This window comes from Acinetobacter towneri, assembly GCF_001758345.1.
Lineage (GTDB): Bacteria > Pseudomonadota > Gammaproteobacteria > Pseudomonadales > Moraxellaceae > Acinetobacter > Acinetobacter towneri_A.
The window spans coordinates 1-15,623 of the sequence record NZ_MKQS01000019.1 but is presented as its reverse complement, the minus strand read 5'-3'; the positions used below and the strand labels follow the sequence as shown (position 1 = coordinate 15,623).

The 15,623-nt window shown below is 42.0% G+C and carries 16 protein-coding genes and 1 tRNA gene; 9 read left to right on the top strand and 8 right to left on the bottom strand.

Translation table 11 applies throughout. From position 1 onward, the window contains the following. Nucleotides 1–129 precede the first annotated feature (129 nt). On the top strand, nucleotides 130–1,920 hold the full coding sequence (gene argS, locus BJN41_RS10295) for an arginine--tRNA ligase (RefSeq protein ID WP_070155031.1): 1,791 nt from the start codon (nucleotides 130–132) through the stop codon (nucleotides 1,918–1,920). Between the two features lie 214 nt (nucleotides 1,921–2,134). Further along, on the top strand, nucleotides 2,135–2,743 hold the full coding sequence (locus BJN41_RS10290; RefSeq protein WP_019837140.1) for an SPOR domain-containing protein: 609 nt from the start codon (nucleotides 2,135–2,137) through the stop codon (nucleotides 2,741–2,743). Between the two features lie 104 nt (nucleotides 2,744–2,847). Here the strand turns inward: BJN41_RS10290 and BJN41_RS10285 are convergent, their stop codons facing one another. Beyond that, complete coding sequence (locus BJN41_RS10285) at nucleotides 2,848–3,495, bottom strand: glutathione S-transferase (RefSeq protein ID WP_070155029.1); 648 nt, start codon at nucleotides 3,493–3,495, stop codon at nucleotides 2,848–2,850. A gap of 571 nt (nucleotides 3,496–4,066) precedes the next feature. Between BJN41_RS10285 and BJN41_RS10280 the strand changes: the two genes are divergently transcribed. Next, on the top strand, nucleotides 4,067–5,125 hold the full coding sequence (locus BJN41_RS10280) for an RNA-guided endonuclease InsQ/TnpB family protein (protein ID WP_070155028.1): 1,059 nt from the start codon (nucleotides 4,067–4,069) through the stop codon (nucleotides 5,123–5,125). 13 nt (nucleotides 5,126–5,138) lie between these two features. Here BJN41_RS10280 and BJN41_RS10275 read toward each other — a convergent pair whose 3' ends face one another. Beyond that, nucleotides 5,139–6,086 carry a pirin family protein gene (locus tag BJN41_RS10275; protein WP_019837137.1) on the bottom strand — a complete coding sequence of 316 codons (948 nt, stop codon included), beginning with the start codon at nucleotides 6,084–6,086 and terminating at the stop codon, nucleotides 5,139–5,141. A gap of 237 nt (nucleotides 6,087–6,323) precedes the next feature. Here BJN41_RS10275 and BJN41_RS10270 point away from each other — a divergent pair, with 237 nt between their 5' ends. Together BJN41_RS10270 and BJN41_RS15400 are read left to right on the top strand one after the other, a co-directional pair. Continuing rightward, nucleotides 6,324–7,610, top strand: a complete 1,287-nt coding sequence (locus BJN41_RS10270; protein ID WP_070155026.1) for a GGDEF domain-containing protein — start codon at nucleotides 6,324–6,326, stop codon at nucleotides 7,608–7,610. 126 nt (nucleotides 7,611–7,736) lie between these two features. Continuing rightward, on the top strand, nucleotides 7,737–7,952 hold the full coding sequence (locus BJN41_RS15400) for a hypothetical protein (RefSeq protein ID WP_141730394.1): 216 nt from the start codon (nucleotides 7,737–7,739) through the stop codon (nucleotides 7,950–7,952). Here the strand turns inward: BJN41_RS15400 and guaA are convergent. After that, nucleotides 7,907–9,475 carry a glutamine-hydrolyzing GMP synthase gene (gene guaA, locus BJN41_RS10265; protein ID WP_070155024.1) on the bottom strand — a complete coding sequence of 523 codons (1,569 nt, stop codon included), beginning with the start codon at nucleotides 9,473–9,475 and terminating at the stop codon, nucleotides 7,907–7,909. The genes BJN41_RS15400 and guaA overlap by 46 nt on opposite strands. Nucleotides 9,476–9,739: 264 nt before the next feature. Between guaA and BJN41_RS10260 the strand changes: the two genes are divergently transcribed. Then, complete coding sequence (locus BJN41_RS10260) at nucleotides 9,740–10,375, top strand: DedA family protein (protein ID WP_070155022.1); 636 nt, start codon at nucleotides 9,740–9,742, stop codon at nucleotides 10,373–10,375. A 100-nt stretch (nucleotides 10,376–10,475) separates the two neighbouring features. Here the strand turns inward: BJN41_RS10260 and BJN41_RS10255 are convergent, their stop codons facing one another. From BJN41_RS10255 to BJN41_RS10235, 5 genes are all read right to left on the bottom strand, one after another. Beyond that, a complete protein-coding gene (locus tag BJN41_RS10255; RefSeq protein WP_070155020.1) occupies nucleotides 10,476–11,066 on the bottom strand; it encodes a LysE family translocator in 591 nt (196 codons plus the stop codon). A 243-nt stretch (nucleotides 11,067–11,309) separates the two neighbouring features. Next, nucleotides 11,310–11,705, bottom strand: coding sequence for a hypothetical protein (locus tag BJN41_RS10250; protein ID WP_070155049.1), 396 nt, complete (start codon nucleotides 11,703–11,705; stop codon nucleotides 11,310–11,312). Nucleotides 11,706–11,718: 13 nt separating this feature from the next. After that, nucleotides 11,719–12,555 carry a ParA family protein gene (locus BJN41_RS10245; protein WP_070155018.1) on the bottom strand — a complete coding sequence of 279 codons (837 nt, stop codon included), beginning with the start codon at nucleotides 12,553–12,555 and terminating at the stop codon, nucleotides 11,719–11,721. Between the two features lie 189 nt (nucleotides 12,556–12,744). Then, a complete protein-coding gene (locus tag BJN41_RS10240) occupies nucleotides 12,745–13,137 on the bottom strand; it encodes a SirB2 family protein (protein ID WP_070155017.1) in 393 nt (130 codons plus the stop codon). A gap of 13 nt (nucleotides 13,138–13,150) precedes the next feature. Next, a complete protein-coding gene (locus tag BJN41_RS10235; RefSeq protein ID WP_070155015.1) occupies nucleotides 13,151–13,462 on the bottom strand; it encodes a BolA family protein in 312 nt (103 codons plus the stop codon). Nucleotides 13,463–13,695: 233 nt separating this feature from the next. Here BJN41_RS10235 and BJN41_RS10230 point away from each other — a divergent pair. The 3 genes from BJN41_RS10230 to BJN41_RS10220 form a co-directional block, all read left to right on the top strand. Beyond that, nucleotides 13,696–13,771, top strand: a tRNA-Gly gene (locus BJN41_RS10230). A gap of 180 nt (nucleotides 13,772–13,951) precedes the next feature. Beyond that, nucleotides 13,952–15,322, top strand: coding sequence for a phosphomannomutase (locus tag BJN41_RS10225; protein WP_070155013.1), 1,371 nt, complete (start codon nucleotides 13,952–13,954; stop codon nucleotides 15,320–15,322). Nucleotides 15,323–15,411: 89 nt separating this feature from the next. Further along, nucleotides 15,412–15,623 (top strand): transposase (locus BJN41_RS10220; RefSeq protein WP_141730344.1); only part of this gene is annotated, 212 nt, incomplete at its 3' end.

Below are 15,623 nucleotides of genomic sequence, written 5' to 3'. Positions count from 1 at the left end.
TTTTCAGGCAATGTATTGCTTTAGATCCACCCACCGCAAAATTCGATAAAGCATACAATTGCATTCCCCTAAAGCCCTTGAAATTTGCTATATTTAGCGTTTTTCTGCACATCTATTTTTCGACTCAATATGAATACGGCAATACAAGCAGCGCTCGAGCATGCAGTGCAATCCCTTCAAGCTGAAGGTGTACTCCCATCTGACTGGAACAATACGAGTAATTTAACTCGTACCAAAGACCGCAGCCACGGCGATTTCGCATCGAATATTGCCATGATTGCCTCTAAAGCTGCGGGTATGAAGCCGCGCGATTTAGCCGAAAAAATTCTTGCTGCTCTGCCTGAAGTGGCAGATATCAGCAAAGCAGAAATTGCAGGACCAGGTTTTATTAACTTCTTTTTAAATGCCGATCAACGTTTTAGCGTTTTAGATCAAATTCAAGCACAACAACAAAATTTTGGTCGCAGCCAAATCAATGCGCAAAAACGTATTCAGGTCGAATTCGTTTCTGCCAACCCAACTTCAAGCCTGCACGTAGGACATGGTCGTGGTGCGGCTTATGGCATGACCGTTGCTAACTTACTTGAAGCGACAGGTGCCAAAGTTGAGCGTGAATACTATGTCAACGACGCAGGCCGTCAAATGGATATTTTGGCGACTTCGACTTATTTACGTTATTTGGAACTGGCTGGACAAACTCTAGTTTTCCCGAAAAATGCGTATCAAGGTGACTATGTCAAAGACATTGCACAAAGCATTTTAAAACAAGATGGTGAACGCCACGTTCGCCCTGTTGCAGATGTATATCACAATGTACCTGAAGATGTGCAATATGCGGCAGAACCCGATGCCGATGGCAACAAAGTAGTGCTATCGGGCGATAAAGAAAAACACATTGATGGTTTGATCTTCAATTCACAAAACCTTTTGGGCAATGACTATCGCGTATTCCACCAAGCGGCCTTGAACGCAATTTTGGCCGACATTAAAGATGACTTGGGCGAATTTGGCGTGACCTTTAATCAATGGTTTAGTGAAGCATCATTGACTGAAAAAATTGATGAAGCCCTACAAACCCTAGATCAACGTGGTTATCTGTATGAACAAGACGGCAATATCTGGTTTAAATCAACTGAATTTGGCGATGAAAAAGACCGTGTAGTGAAACGCCGTAATGGTCAAACCACTTACTTTGCTTCAGACATTGCTTATCACCTAAATAAATTACAACGTGGCTATACGGACCTAATTGATATTTGGGGGTCAGATCACCACGGTTATATTTCACGTGTAAAAGCGGCGATTGACGCGCTCGGCTATGACTCGAAAAAACTCATCGTGCTGTTGGTGCAGTTTGTGAGCCTATGGCGTGGCGGTGAAATGGTGCAAATGTCATCTCGCTCGGGTCAATACGTGACCTTACGCGACTTGCGTAAAGAAGTGGGGAATGATGCTGCGCGTTTCTATTATGTGATGCGTAAATCTGAACAACATATTGACTTTGACCTAGACTTAGCCGTTTCGCAAAGTAAAGACAATGCGGTGTACTATATTCAATATGCACATGCGCGTATTTGTCGTATGCTCGAAAAAGCGACAGCATTACAGCTCAATTTTGATGCTGCCGAGGCACGTCAATTTGCTGCAAAACTTGAGCTAGATGCTGAAACTGAAATTTTAGCCAAATTGGCAGCCTACCCTGAAATTTTAGTGCGTGCTGCCAACAGCCACGAACCGCATCAGGTAGGTAACTACTTGAAAGAATTAGCTGCCTTGTTCCATGGTTGGTACAACGAGCATAAAGTGCTGAATGATGATACAGCCTTGACTCAGGCGCGTTTATTGCTTTCAGTTAACGTGCAACAAGTCTTGCGCAATGGCTTAGAGTTATTGGGTGTTTCTGCACCTGAAACGATGTAATTCACTGAGCAACGCGTTGAGGGGTCGCAAGACTGAAAATTAATGCTTGAGATCGTGATCTCAACACTGATGTGTTTCTCGCTTTGCAATGCTTGAACTTTGCAAAGCGATTCTTTATCTTGATCGTATGTTGCTTAAATTTATTCAGGCAACATACAAAATAAAGTGACCCAAAATAAGTTTCTGCTATTGATGACAATAAAGAGGTTTCCTCGTGTTTGGAAAAACGCAACGCGGTGTATCTGAGCGCCCCAATAAGCCCAAAAAACCACTGATTCCTGCGTGGTTAGGCACGCTCGTGGTCGTTTTAGTACTGTTGTGTTTTGCGGTGGGTTTAATGCTTTGGAGACCGTGGGCACCTGTGCAACCTAAAGGTCAAATCAGTTCAGAGCATTATCAAGAAGATACCAATAAAGACTATCGTTTTTATGATTTGCTACCACAGCAACAGGTCACGCCTATTCCTGAGCAAGCGGTTCCTGAAACACAGCAACAAAATAGCGTAGTTATTGTTGAAGCACCTGCTGCGGTAGAAGCAACAGCTGCCAGTGAAGCCGATGTCGGTTTAACCGAAATGCCTGCTCCTGTGGTCAAAGCCAGCTATATTTTGCAAGTACGCAGTTATACCGATCCAGATGCTGCCGATGCACGTCGTGCTGAAATTATTTTGAATGGTTTATCTGCTGATGTAGTGAAAAGTACCGACGGCGGCGAAACATGGTATCGTGTGATTTCAGGGCCTTATGACTCAGCAGAAGCGGCAGTGATTGCCCAGCAGACTCTGCAGCATAGTGGCATTGATTCGATTGTAGTGAAACGCTAAGCCTGGTGAGGTTATCAATAGATTAAAATCACTTAAAAAAGATGCCACGGCATCTTTTTTAAAGGAACGGAATCTTATACGCATAAGAAACATCACGAGTGTTGTTACAATAATTGCTGCTCACGTTCGCGTGCAGATTGAAATGCAGGACGCTGTTCTACACGTGCCAAATAAGCCGCAATCTTTGGATAACGGTGCCCTGTACGACTTTGCAGTGCCTGAAGCGGGAAACTCATTTGAATATCAGCAAAAGAAAAATTGCCTGCAAAATAATCATGTTCGGACAAATAAGCTTCCAAATAGGCAATATGATCTTTTAAACGAGGTTGAATAAATCCTGCTTTAATACCTGCACTAATTTTGTTTGCCACTGGTCGAACTAACCATGGCACTTGCTGTGGCACTTTGGTCAATACCAACTGCATTACTAACAATGGCATCAATGAACCTTCGGCATAATGCATCCAGTATTGATAGGCTTGCTGTGCAGAAGTCTGCTGCGGTTGAAACTGCGCTTGCAAATCATAATGCTGCTGCAAGTATTCCAAAATTACTGCAGATTCTGCAATGGTCTGCTCTGCATCAGTTAAAATTGGCGCTTTACCCAATGGGTGAATCAGCTTCAATTCATCGGGCGCACTAAAATTGGGCTGACGGTGATAAAACTTGATATCATAGTCTAAGCCCAGCTCTTCAAGGGCCCACAAAATGCGGAAAGAGCGGGATTGATCAAGGTGGTGTAAAGTAATCATAAAACGTCCTATTTTGTTTTATTGCCTATGTTTTTGAGTGATTGTACGCTTATATTTGAATCAACATTATAAAAAAAGATCTGTCCTAGAGGGCTATTTGTAAGAGATGGATTCAACCTATGTTTAACCAAACTCAGTACGAGTCTCCATACTGCGTAAATGAGCCTCAACTTGAAATTTGCTAACATCTAATCTCTTATGCTGTGATTACATACGCAAGGTAATCATAGTGCAGGTGAGTAGAGCTCTACAAAGCAAATCATAGCAGCGGGACCTATATCAGGATCACCCAAAGACTCAGGCCCATCCACAATAAATTGATGCTGTCCGCTTTACAGTAGTTGACTTTGCTAGGCTGTCTCTAAACTGTGTAGCTGTACTTTTCCAATCTTTGTCAGCTGCTTTCCCTCTTTCAAACTACTTTACTAAAATTTATCCACTGGAGCGTAAAACCTCGTGGTTCAGCACGAGGATATAAGCGACTGGAGTAAACCATATTAACGACACGAAATGTCTTTTTAAATACTTGTACTATAGTCACTATTAAGAAAAATATTGTTAAAATAATTGGATGAAGACACTCAAATTACGCATAAAAGACAAACATTGCAAGGTGCTAAATCAGTTAGCATCCGAAGTAAATTTTGTCTGGAATTATGTCAATGATTTGTGTTTTAAACATCTTCAAAGAAAACAACAATTCTTTTCAGCATACGATATTGCAAAATACACCAAAGGCACATCGAAAGAATGCAACTTGCACAGTCAAACTATTCAGGCAGTGACAGAAGAATTGGTCACAAGACGCAAGCAATTCAAAAAAGCAAAACTAAAATGGCGTGTCAGTAATAAAAAATCAGCTAGACGTTCATTAGGTTGGATACCGTTTAAAAAGGTTGCAATCAAATATGCTGATGGCTATGTTCAATATGGTAAACATCAATTTAAACTATGGGATAGTTACGGATTAAGTAAATACAATATCAAAACAGGCTCATTCGTAGAAGATAGTCGTGGACGTTGGTATGTTTGTCTTGTTATAGATTCACCAAAGCAAGCTAAGCCAACGTCAAGCAAAGCCATAGGTATTGATCTAGGTTTAAAAGATATTGCTACCTGTTCTGATGGTACAGTCATTTCAAATCCTAAGTTCTATCGCAAGTACGAACAGAAATTAGCTGCTGCTCAACGAGCAAAAAATAAAAAGCGTGTACGTGCATTACACGCTAAGATTGCAAACTGTCGTAAAGATCATTTGCATAAGGCAAGCACTATGCTTGTCAAAGACAATGCACTGATTGTTGTAGGTGACTTGAGTGCAAAAAAACTTGTAAAAACCAAGATGGCAAAGTCTGTTTTGGATACAGGGTTTTCTGCGCTAAAAACCATGCTCAAGTATAAATGCGAGAACGCAGGGGTATGGTATGAAGAGGTCAATGAAGCCTATACCACCCAGACTTGCTCGTGCTGTGGCTCACGCTATAGTAGTCCGAAAGGTAGAGCAGGACTTGGAATAAGAGAATGGCAGTGTGTGGAGTGCGGTACGCTCCATGATCGGGATGTAAATTCCGCACTGAATATTCTTGCGCTCGGACATGAGCGTCTAGCAGTAGGAATCTCCGTCCTTTAGGTCGGGGAGTATGTCAACTCGATGCCCGAATTCTTGCGGGAAAAGTCGGTGCTTCTAAACGTGGTCCGTCATAATCTGGAATTGAACCAAAACGCGGATCTTGATTGACCCACTGCTCCCGAGCCAGTTCTAATTCTTCATGGGTTCTTCCGACCAAATTCCACCATAACAAAATGGGCGATTCAAACGGCAAACCACCTAAAAGTAATAGCCGTGCACCTGCATGCACATGCAATTCAATTTCAGTCAGCCCAGGTTCAAGCAGTAACATATTTTCATCGGTCAGTTCATGCCCATGCAATGTTGCTGTTCCGGCTAACATCATCAAACCATATTCAAATTTAGGATTGAGTGCTAAACGGGTTTTACTCGATGTGCTTGCGCTAATATCCACCCCGAGCAAGTCACTATGCACGCGTACAGGTGATGTCGTTTTTAAAAATTCACCCACCAAAATAGTAAATTCCAAACCATCTTGGTGTACCACAGGCAAGTCAGGGTAATGGTCAAAGCGCGGTGCCATATTGCGCTGATCATCAGGTAATGCAATCCACAACTGAGCAGTATGCATATGGGTTTCAGTTTCAGGTGCAACTTCGGTATGCGAAATGCCATAACCTGCGGTCATTAAATTGACCTGTTTCGGACGAATCAGCTGCTTGGTGCCCAAACTATCGGTGTGCATGATTGTCCCTTCAATCATCCAAGTAAAAGTTTGCAAACCAATATGTGGATGTGGACCAATATCTAAACCTTCACCTTGCGGAAAACTCACAGGGCCTGCATGATCTAGAAAACACCATGCGCCAATCATGCGTTTATGTCGACTCGGTAGGGCACGTTTAATTAAAGTCCCCTGTCCAATTTCAGCATTACGCAGCGGATATTCCTGTATAAATTGCTTTACGTACTTGTCGCAATCGTCTGAATTGGAGAGCTCGGTATAGTTGCTATTGCTCATCCTGTGCTCCTTAAAGCTAAAGCTTTTGATTCTTTTACTATTAAATACGCTAAATTGATACTCAAGAGCAAGACCCTATTTGTTGCACAAGTACGTGCTAATCAAATAGATGACTGAATTGTCAGTTTTGACCAATAATTTAAAAAAATGCAGAAAATACCCAAATTTAGGGAGGTCAATTTTTCAACATTTTGGGCATAATTTGGGTGCAAGTTGTTATTTTGGGTAAATATCGTAATGTCTGTGAAAGCTCGAATGGGGCAACAGTTTCATTCGAAAGTTTTAAGCGACCAAGAAGCTTCAGCTAAATTATTAAAAGTGACTGAATGCGATCTGGAAAACCGACAGGCAATTGAAACAGCATTGCAGCATCCGACTGCGCCTCTCCCACCAAAATTTGAAGCCCACTTTGACCAATACCAATATTTACATCAACGTCGTTATTTACGTCAGGTCAATTACATTGGGCAAATGGTTTTCTTACTGTATTTCTTTGTCGATTATTTTGTGATTCCAGACGTCAGTCTGCTTTCAGGCATTATTCGTGTGTTTGCCGTAACTCTTGCATTGGTAGGTAATTATTTTTGTTTTAAATATGTCAAAGACATTCAGCTTTTAGATTTAATCTTACCCATCAGCGCCACACTGTGTTGCGGTGTCTGGTTTTATATTTTGTCGCAATCACACAGTCCATGGGTCGGCTACTATCTTTATGCTGCGGTTATTTTTGTGGTGATGGCCAATCTGTGTATTCAGGTACGTTTCCGACCTGCACTGTATAACTCATTGCTCATGAGTGTGCTGATTTTTCTAAGTGCTGTCTCCTTAACAACCCTACAAGATGCACTCATTTTTATGGTGGTCTATATCCCCATGTGGCTACTCAGTTTGTATATTAGCTGGAGCAATACCCTCAATGCGCGTCACCACTTTTTACGCAGTTTGCTGGATGACTGGAATTTCCATACCCTGCAAGCCTTAGCCCATACCGATGAACTGACACAACTGAATAACCGTCGGCAATTTGTGCACATGGCGGAACATAAAATTCACAAATGGCCTAAATCGAATTCGAGCTGTTTATTGATGTTTGATGTAGATTTCTTTAAACATATTAATGATACCTATGGGCATGATGTTGGAGATCGGGTGCTGCAAAATATTGCTGAAATTGCACGTAAAGAAATGCGTCGTAAAGATATTTTGGCACGCTTTGGTGGCGAAGAGTTTATTGCTCTGCTCAGCGAAACCAGTTTAGATGAAGCAATGATGATTTCTGAGCGTTTAAGACAAAAAATTGCACAGCATCAAATATGTATAGGCAATAAGTGCTTTAATTTCACCGTGTCGATTGGTGTATCGAGTTTAAAACCACAACAAACTGACTTACAACTGTTGATTAAGGAAGCCGACCTCGCACTTTACCAAGCCAAACAAAGCGGACGTAATTGCGTGATCAGTTATGATGTAGGAATGTCTGAGCCACCCGAACCGATTTTAAAAAAGAAGTTAAATCCTGAATGATCTAATTGATATAAAAAATGAGCACATTAAGTGCTCATTTATTGGGTTTTTGGCTAGAGTGCGTTTAAAATCGGTGCTTAACCTGTTATCACATGTATCTTGCACCTATTTTAAAAGCAGTGCTTCGTGAAATCCCAACTGTCGCGGGCATCTTGCACCCATTTAAAAAGCCGTGCTTTAAAATGGGTTCATGGCGTAAAACTGGCAAGCAGCAGTGCTGCTTTAAACCCCGACTGCCGCGCGCATAGCGCTTGGCGTAATTCAGGCGGACAGCAGTGCTGTCCGAAATCCCTGAATTACTCCCATTCAATTGTTGCAGGCGGTTTAGACGATACGTCGTAAGTCACACGTGAAACGTCTGCAATTTCATTCATGATACGGGTAGAGATTTTGTCAACTAAATCGTACGGTAAGTGTGCGAAACGTGCTGTCATAAAGTCCACTGTTTCTACGGCACGAAGTGCAATCACCCATGCATAACGACGACCATCACCCACGACACCCACAGATTTCACAGGTTGGAATACCGCAAACGCTTGTGCTGTTTTGTCATACCAACCACTTGCACGCAATTCCTGCATGAAAATGTCATCTGCAAGACGTAAAATGTCAGCATATTCTTTTTTCACTTCACCCAAAATACGCACGCCCAAACCTGGACCTGGGAATGGATGACGGTAAATCATGCTGTGTGGCAAGCCTAAAGTCGTGCCGAGTTTACGCACTTCGTCTTTAAACAAATCACGCAAAGGTTCAACCAGTTCAAAAGCCAAATCATCCGGTAAACCACCCACGTTGTGGTGTGATTTAATCACGTGCGCTTTACCTTGTTTGCTGGCTGCAGATTCAATCACGTCTGGGTAAATCGTACCTTGTGCCAAGAATTTCACGCCATCGAGTTTACGCGCTTCTTCGGCAAAGACTTCAATAAATTCACGACCAATAATTTTACGTTTTTTCTCAGGATCGACTTCACCTGCCAACGCGCTTAGGAAACGTTGTTCTGCATCGGCACGAATCACGCGAATACCCATGTTTTCTGCAAACATTTGCATCACTTGATCGCCTTCGTTCAAGCGTAATAAGCCGTTGTCTACAAACACACATGTTAATTGATCGCCAATGGCTTTATGTAACAATGCAGCAACCACAGAAGAGTCTACGCCACCTGATAAACCTAGCAATACTTTTTCATCGCCAATTTGCTGACGTAATTGTTCTACACGCAGATCGATGATGTGTTCTGGTGTCCATAAACCGCGACATCCACAAATTTGATGTACAAAGTTAGACAATAACTCTGCACCCTTAGCAGTGTGTGTCACTTCTGGATGGAACTGAATGCCATAGAAACGGCGGGTTTCATCAGAAATCATCGCCACTGGGCAGCTTGGCGTGCTTGCAGTAATTTGGAAGCCTTCTGGAATGCGTGCCACTTTATCGCCATGGCTCATCCAAACGTGTAATTGGTTTTCACGGTCTTGCAAGTTACCAATCAGTTTGTCACGTACCAAAATATCGACTTCGGCATAACCGAATTCATGCACTGCACCCGCTTCAACTTTACCGCCCAATTGTTCTGACATGGTCTGTAAACCATAGCAGATCCCCAATACAGGTACGCCTAAGTTAAATACAATTTCAGGTGCACGTGGACTACCCGCTTGGTGAACACTTTCAGGTCCACCCGATAAGATAATACCGTTTGGATTAAATGCCCGAATGTCTGCTTCCGACATATCGTAGGCATACATTTCAGAATATACGCCCGCTTCACGCACACGACGTGCGATGAGCTGACTATATTGCGAACCGAAATCCAGAATCAGGATACGATCTTCAGTAATTTGAGTATTGGTAGTCATGACAAACAACTATGAAAGGCAAACGAATTAAGCGCGCTATTCTAGCATTTTTCCACGCCTTGCGCACACTATTCAGACAATGCAGAATCTGGATATTTTTTTTATAGATGATCCGCCCAAGTGAGATAAACTGTTGCATTTTTAGAACATATTCAAGAGTGTAATTAATTACTCCTAAATTCCTCTAATAATTATTTACTTTTTATACTGACTTTCAACGTCTAGACTGCTAGGATTTGAGCACACTTTCGCTTGTTTTTTCCCATGGAACTGATTGATTTTATCTTGCACGTCGATGAGCATTTGCTCGAATTCATCACCCAATATGGGGTATGGATTTACGCTATTTTATTCCTGATTATTTTTGTGGAAACAGGCTTGGTGGTTATGCCGTTTTTACCTGGCGATAGTTTATTGTTTGCGGCAGGCGCACTAGCTTCATCGACAGGAGTGATGGATCCTTGGATTTTGGGTATTTTATTGTTTACTGCTGCGGTACTGGGTGACACACTAAATTATCACATTGGTAAATATATCGGACCACGGGTTTTTGAACTGGAATCACGTTTTATCAATAAAAAACATTTGATCGAAACCCAAAAGTTTTTTGAGCGACACGGCGGAAAAACCATTATTTTTGCGCGTTTTGTGCCTTTTGCGCGTACCTTTGCACCCTTTGTAGCAGGTGCGGGCAGCATGAATTATAAATACTTCCTGACCTATAACGTGGTTGGCGCTTTTTGCTGGATCGCGTCGTTTATTACACTCGGTTATTTGTTTGGCAATATGCCAATTGTGAAAGACAATTTCACCTATTTAATTTTCGGCATTATTATTTTAAGTGTTTTGCCTGGGGTGATTGGTTTTATTCGCCAAAAACTCAAGAAAAAACCTGCTTAAGTTGTATAACTCTGTGGGCAAGCCTATTTAACAGCGCTGCCCTCATCTATTCAAAACAAGTGAGATGATTGTTCAGCTCAGCAAATTGAGCTCTAAATCTTTAGAAAAAACGTGCTACGACAGGCAGCATGCATACCACCAACAGCAAAGCCGAGCCTTTATATAATAAATCTGCCGTTACTTTATTGGTTTCTAGCGCCAAAACAGCCCGCCCAAAAGACATCCAAAATAACGCTGTCGGCAATAAAACCAGACCGAATAAGAGATAGACCATGGCAAAATTGGTCGGGTTATCCCAAGTTTCTGTAGGAAAAATACCTGCAGCAAATAACAAGGCCTTCGGGTTTTTAAAAGTCGAAAAAAATAATCGTGCGGGGCGAATGGTAGAGTGTTTTTGACAATGTTGCTCTAAATGTGACTGCTTCCATAAATGAAAAGCCATCCAAAATACATAGCCTGCACTTAAAACATGCAGAATATCAATCAAGTAAGGCCAAATAGGCGCACTCAAATGAATGAATAATGCCCAAAAACTAATGGCGTACATATAACCAAAAAACTCTGCGGGAATCAGCAAACTGGTTTTGGCAATGCCTTGTTGGTGGGCTGAGCTTGCCAATAGTGCATTGGTCGGGCCAGGAATCATCAAGACCGCAATCATTGCTAGGACAAAGAGCCAACTTTCAATCATAAACACCAGAGCATGCAAATCAAAAAATAGGAGCACACCTTATATGAAAGCCATTAAAAATGACAAGTTTTTCTATCTGTCAGGGCTGACCCAAGTGCATAAATAAAACAAAAATAAAATTAAGTTTTTGTTTTATAAAATATTAGATAGAAATCAATCTTGAATTATATTGCTACATTTTTTTTAAGCAATGGTGCTGCACAAATGGCAGTACCATAGACAAAATATTCACAAACCCTAAAATTAAGATGTTGCGGGTTTGAGTTTAACAATAATCGGGCAAGCTTTAAATTTTGCTGCTTGCACAATGGCTTCTTGCTCACCTAAAAGACGTGCCAACTCTGTTCTTTTGGTGTTGGATGACTGTCCCATATTGACCGAAACACTCGGTGCAACGCCCCAACCACCTCGGCTGCCCCAGCCACCACCTAAGCCCACGCCCACACCAACGCCTGTACGTTTCGGCGTTTCGACACCGCTTTCAATATATTGCTGAATACGGTTATATTCACTTTGTAATTGTTGGCAATTCAAAGCCTGATAATGTGTAGGCGACACGTAACTAGGTTTCACTGTAGTCGCACAAGCCCCCAGCAATAAACTACTTGCCGCGACAAGACCAATTGCAAATGTTTTCATGTCTACCTCTGTATCACGCTTGCTCAATTTCATTGAACAACGATTGATAGGCCTGCGTCAATTTATGATCTGTTGCCAAATGAATTAATGGCAAATTTTTATGATGTGATTCTTTCATCAATACCGAAGGCGGTAACATGCTATTCAAAACAGGCAAACCTTCATCTTTGAGTTGCTGCACCACTTCACGCGGTAACTTGGCCTGTGCTTGGTATTGATTCACCACAATTCCTTCAATTTGCAAGTTTGCATTGTGATCATCTTGCGTTTCCAGCACATTTTCAATCAGGCTTTGTAAGGCGCGTTTAGAAAACACATCACAGTCAAACGGAATAAGCACCCGATCTGCCGCAATTAAGGCAGAGAGCGTAAAAAAGTTAAACGCAGGCGGAGTATCAATAAATACACGGTCATATTGATCGGACAATTGTTGCAAGGCATCGCGCAGCTTGTAAATTTTATGTTTCGATTCAAGTGCATGTGCCAAGCCACCCAATTGCGGACTCGCAGGAATCACATCCAAATTTTTAAATGGCGACTGATGCACATAGGCTTCTAAACCTTTGCTGCGGTTTTTTAAAATTGAACCTAAGGCATTGCCCAATAAACCTTTGGATTGATTTGCACCCAACACTTCTTCAAAATAATTTTCGATGTTAGGTTCAAGCGCAGGCTTATCGGCAGAATAAGTAGCATCATCACCCAATAAATATTGGCTAGAGTTGGCTTGCGGGTCGAGGTCTATCACCAAGGTTTTTAAACCCTGATGCGCACTGATTGCAGCCAAATTGACGGTAATACTGGATTTTCCAACACCACCTTTCTGATTAAACACCACACGTGTGCGCATTGCCGCCCCTCTTTTCAATTTTTGTTGTGACATCACTTCAGTTTAACTGAGCTGTCAATATTCTTGCCAAATTATGTCTAACAATTCGCCAATGCTCAAATATGCAAACGATCTCTTGCCAATATTTGCATACACTCAATGCCCGTGAGTTTGCAGCCACAAGCAACATCTACAATATGACCTGCTGAATTAGCCAAAGCTTGGCTTTAACATCACCAAACCTAAAATGGCAAAAAATGCGACTAGCGCTAAGCCCCAACCCACACGACGTTGAATCAACAAAATACGGTCATCTTTTTTATACGCTTTGATTAAAGATGACAGCATCACCAAAAACAAAATAATTTTGGCATAAAACCACGGTTCGACTTGAAAGTCTTTTAAAAACAAAGCAATAACACCTGTCACCACAATCAGCGTGAGTGCTGAATGTTGCAACGCCACAAAGACTGTCCGCGCTTTAGGATTAGGCGAGTTATTTTGTGTGCCTTTAAACAAAGTCATGCCCCGTACAAACAGCACCAATAATAATAAAGCAGCTGCAGCAACGTGAATGGTGTTCAGCATTCCTAAATTTTCCATGTATTTCATTCCATTACGATGTTTTTGGTGCATGAGCACATTCTGGGCTAGTAGTGTCTTGTCCCTGCCATTCAGACGAGACAAAGGCATGAATTGCCAAGGCATGAATTTTACTTGGCGCGAGTAAATCACCTACAGCAGCATAAATTTTTTGATGACGTTGTACCGAACGTAAGCCCTGAAAAGCATCGCTGACTATCACCACTTTAAAATGGGATTCTTTGCCTGGGAAATAACCGCCATGACCTGCAGATTCATTCACCACTTCCAAATGGATTGGATTGAAAACGGCTAAGCGTTGTAGCAACTGTTGTTCTAAACTCATGATTGTATTTCCCCGCGTGGTTTTTAAAAACTCTCAGAAGTATAACGTTTTCTGTGAGATTCGCAGCATCTTGCCATGAGGATTCTTCAATTTAGGATTTGAGCAGTTTCTTTAAAAAAATTTGGGCTGATGACTGCTATTTTTTCTAAAAATGTTGTTTATTTATTCAGTCAGTACAATGACATGCAAAAAATGATTGACCCTATTTTTTCATCATGTATTATACACCGCATGCGGGAATAGCTCAGTTGGTAGAGCACAACCTTGCCAAGGTTGGGGTCGCGAGTTCGAGTCTCGTTTCCCGCTCCAGATTCTAAAAGCCTCAGTTAAATGACTGGGGCTTTTTTTATTGATTTATATTTTCTCATCTCTAAAACCTACCCACCGAAACATCTTCAAGCAATTGATTTTCTATTCTTTACAGCACATTGCACATAGTTCGATTATCATAGGCAGCAATACGATTTCTCCAAATATTTAGGACAATACATGAGCACATTAACCTGTTTTAAAGCCTATGACATTCGCGGAAAATTGGGCACAGAACTCAATGAAGAGATTGCCTATAAAATTGGTCGTGCTTACGGACAAATTTACCAACCCAAAACCGTTGCGATTGGCTGCGATATTCGCCTTAGCAGCGAAGGCTTAAAGCAGGCCACCATTCGTGGTTTAAATGATGCAGGGGTCAATGTGCTCGACTTGGGAATGACAGGCACAGAAGAAGTTTATTTCGCGGCTTTTCATTTAGACGTGCAAGGGGGCATTGAAATAACTGCCAGCCATAACCCCATGGACTACAACGGCATGAAACTGGTACGTGAGAATGCACGTCCGATTAGTGCCGATACTGGTCTAAAAGACATTCAGGCTTTGGCAGAATCAGGCAAATTCACCCCTGTTGAACACAAAGGCAGCACCCAAAACTACAATATTTTGCCTGAATTTATTGAACATTTAATGACGTATATCGAGCCTAGCAAAATTCGCCCAATGAAACTGGTCATGAATGCAGGCAATGGCGCTGCAGGACATGTGGTCGATGCGATTGAGCAAAAATTCAAAGCTCTGAATATTCCTGTTGAGTTTGTCAAAATTCACAATGATGCCGATGGTACTTTCCCCAATGGTATCCCGAACCCAATTTTAGTGGAAAACCGTGATAGCACCCGCGATGCCGTATTGCAGCATCAAGCCGACATGGGCATTGCTTGGGATGGTGACTTTGACCGCTGTTTCCTATTCGATGAAAAAGGCCAGTTTATTGAAGGTTATTATATTGTTGGCTTATTGGCACAGGCGTTTTTGCTCAAACAAGCAGGCGAAAAAATTGTGCATGACCCGCGTTTGGTCTGGAATACTTTTGATGTGGTCGCGCAATATCAAGGTGAAGCAATTCAATCTAAATCTGGGCATGCATTTATTAAAGATGTAATGCGTGAACACAATGCTGTTTACGGCGGTGAAATGAGTGCACACCACTATTTCCGTGATTTTGCCTATTGTGACAGCGGCATGATTCCATGGTTATTGGTAGTTTCGGTATTGTCTGAAACAGGACAATCACTATCCAGTCTGGTCGAAGAAATGATTGCCAAGTTCCCATGTTCGGGCGAAATTAACTTTAAAGTGGCCGATACTCAAGCCACCATCCAAAAAATCTTTGAGCATTATGCCAGCCAAAACCCAACGATTGATCAAACCGATGGCGTGAGTCTAGACTTTGGGGCATGGCGTTTTAATGTGCGTGCGTCAAATACCGAGCCTTTATTACGCTTAAATATTGAAAGCCGTCGTGATCAAAACCCACGCCCAATGCAGGACTATGTGGATGAGTTGACGCAACTCATTCAAGCCTAATCTGTAAGCATCCGGCTAACACAGCCTTACCAAGCGATCCTATAAGCCTTAATTTAGTTCCCACCTAAAAACAAGTGGGGACTTAATCCATGAACATGGATATATATTCAGCAACACCTCCTGTTGCTAAAAAACGCAGAACATACAGCAAAGAATTCAAACTCAGTATTGTCAATGCCTGTAAAAATCCTAATACCTCGATCGCTTCGGTCGCACTGCAACATAGTATTAATGCCAACCTTGTCAGTCGTTGGATCAGGATCTTCAGCCATCATGAGGGTGCCGTGCAGGATCCTACTCA

What these genes read in the sequence shown, in the direction of transcription:
- argS (WP_070155031.1), top strand. Translation starts at nt 130, where the DNA reads ATGAATACGGCAATACAAGCAGCGCTCGAGCATGCAGTGCAATCCCTT.
- BJN41_RS10285 (WP_070155029.1), bottom strand. Translation starts at nt 3,495, where the DNA reads ATGATTACTTTACACCACCTTGATCAATCCCGCTCTTTCCGCATTTTG.
- BJN41_RS10280 (WP_070155028.1), top strand. Translation starts at nt 4,067, where the DNA reads ATGAAGACACTCAAATTACGCATAAAAGACAAACATTGCAAGGTGCTA.
- BJN41_RS10275 (WP_019837137.1), bottom strand. Translation starts at nt 6,086, where the DNA reads ATGAGCAATAGCAACTATACCGAGCTCTCCAATTCAGACGATTGCGAC.
- BJN41_RS10270 (WP_070155026.1), top strand. Translation starts at nt 6,324, where the DNA reads ATGTCTGTGAAAGCTCGAATGGGGCAACAGTTTCATTCGAAAGTTTTA.
- guaA (WP_070155024.1), bottom strand. Translation starts at nt 9,475, where the DNA reads ATGACTACCAATACTCAAATTACTGAAGATCGTATCCTGATTCTGGAT.
- BJN41_RS10260 (WP_070155022.1), top strand. Translation starts at nt 9,740, where the DNA reads ATGGAACTGATTGATTTTATCTTGCACGTCGATGAGCATTTGCTCGAA.
- BJN41_RS10255 (WP_070155020.1), bottom strand. Translation starts at nt 11,066, where the DNA reads ATGATTGAAAGTTGGCTCTTTGTCCTAGCAATGATTGCGGTCTTGATG.
- BJN41_RS10250 (WP_070155049.1), bottom strand. Translation starts at nt 11,705, where the DNA reads ATGAAAACATTTGCAATTGGTCTTGTCGCGGCAAGTAGTTTATTGCTG.
- BJN41_RS10245 (WP_070155018.1), bottom strand. Translation starts at nt 12,555, where the DNA reads ATGCGCACACGTGTGGTGTTTAATCAGAAAGGTGGTGTTGGAAAATCC.
- BJN41_RS10240 (WP_070155017.1), bottom strand. Translation starts at nt 13,137, where the DNA reads ATGGAAAATTTAGGAATGCTGAACACCATTCACGTTGCTGCAGCTGCT.
- BJN41_RS10235 (WP_070155015.1), bottom strand. Translation starts at nt 13,462, where the DNA reads ATGAGTTTAGAACAACAGTTGCTACAACGCTTAGCCGTTTTCAATCCA.
- BJN41_RS10225 (WP_070155013.1), top strand. Translation starts at nt 13,952, where the DNA reads ATGAGCACATTAACCTGTTTTAAAGCCTATGACATTCGCGGAAAATTG.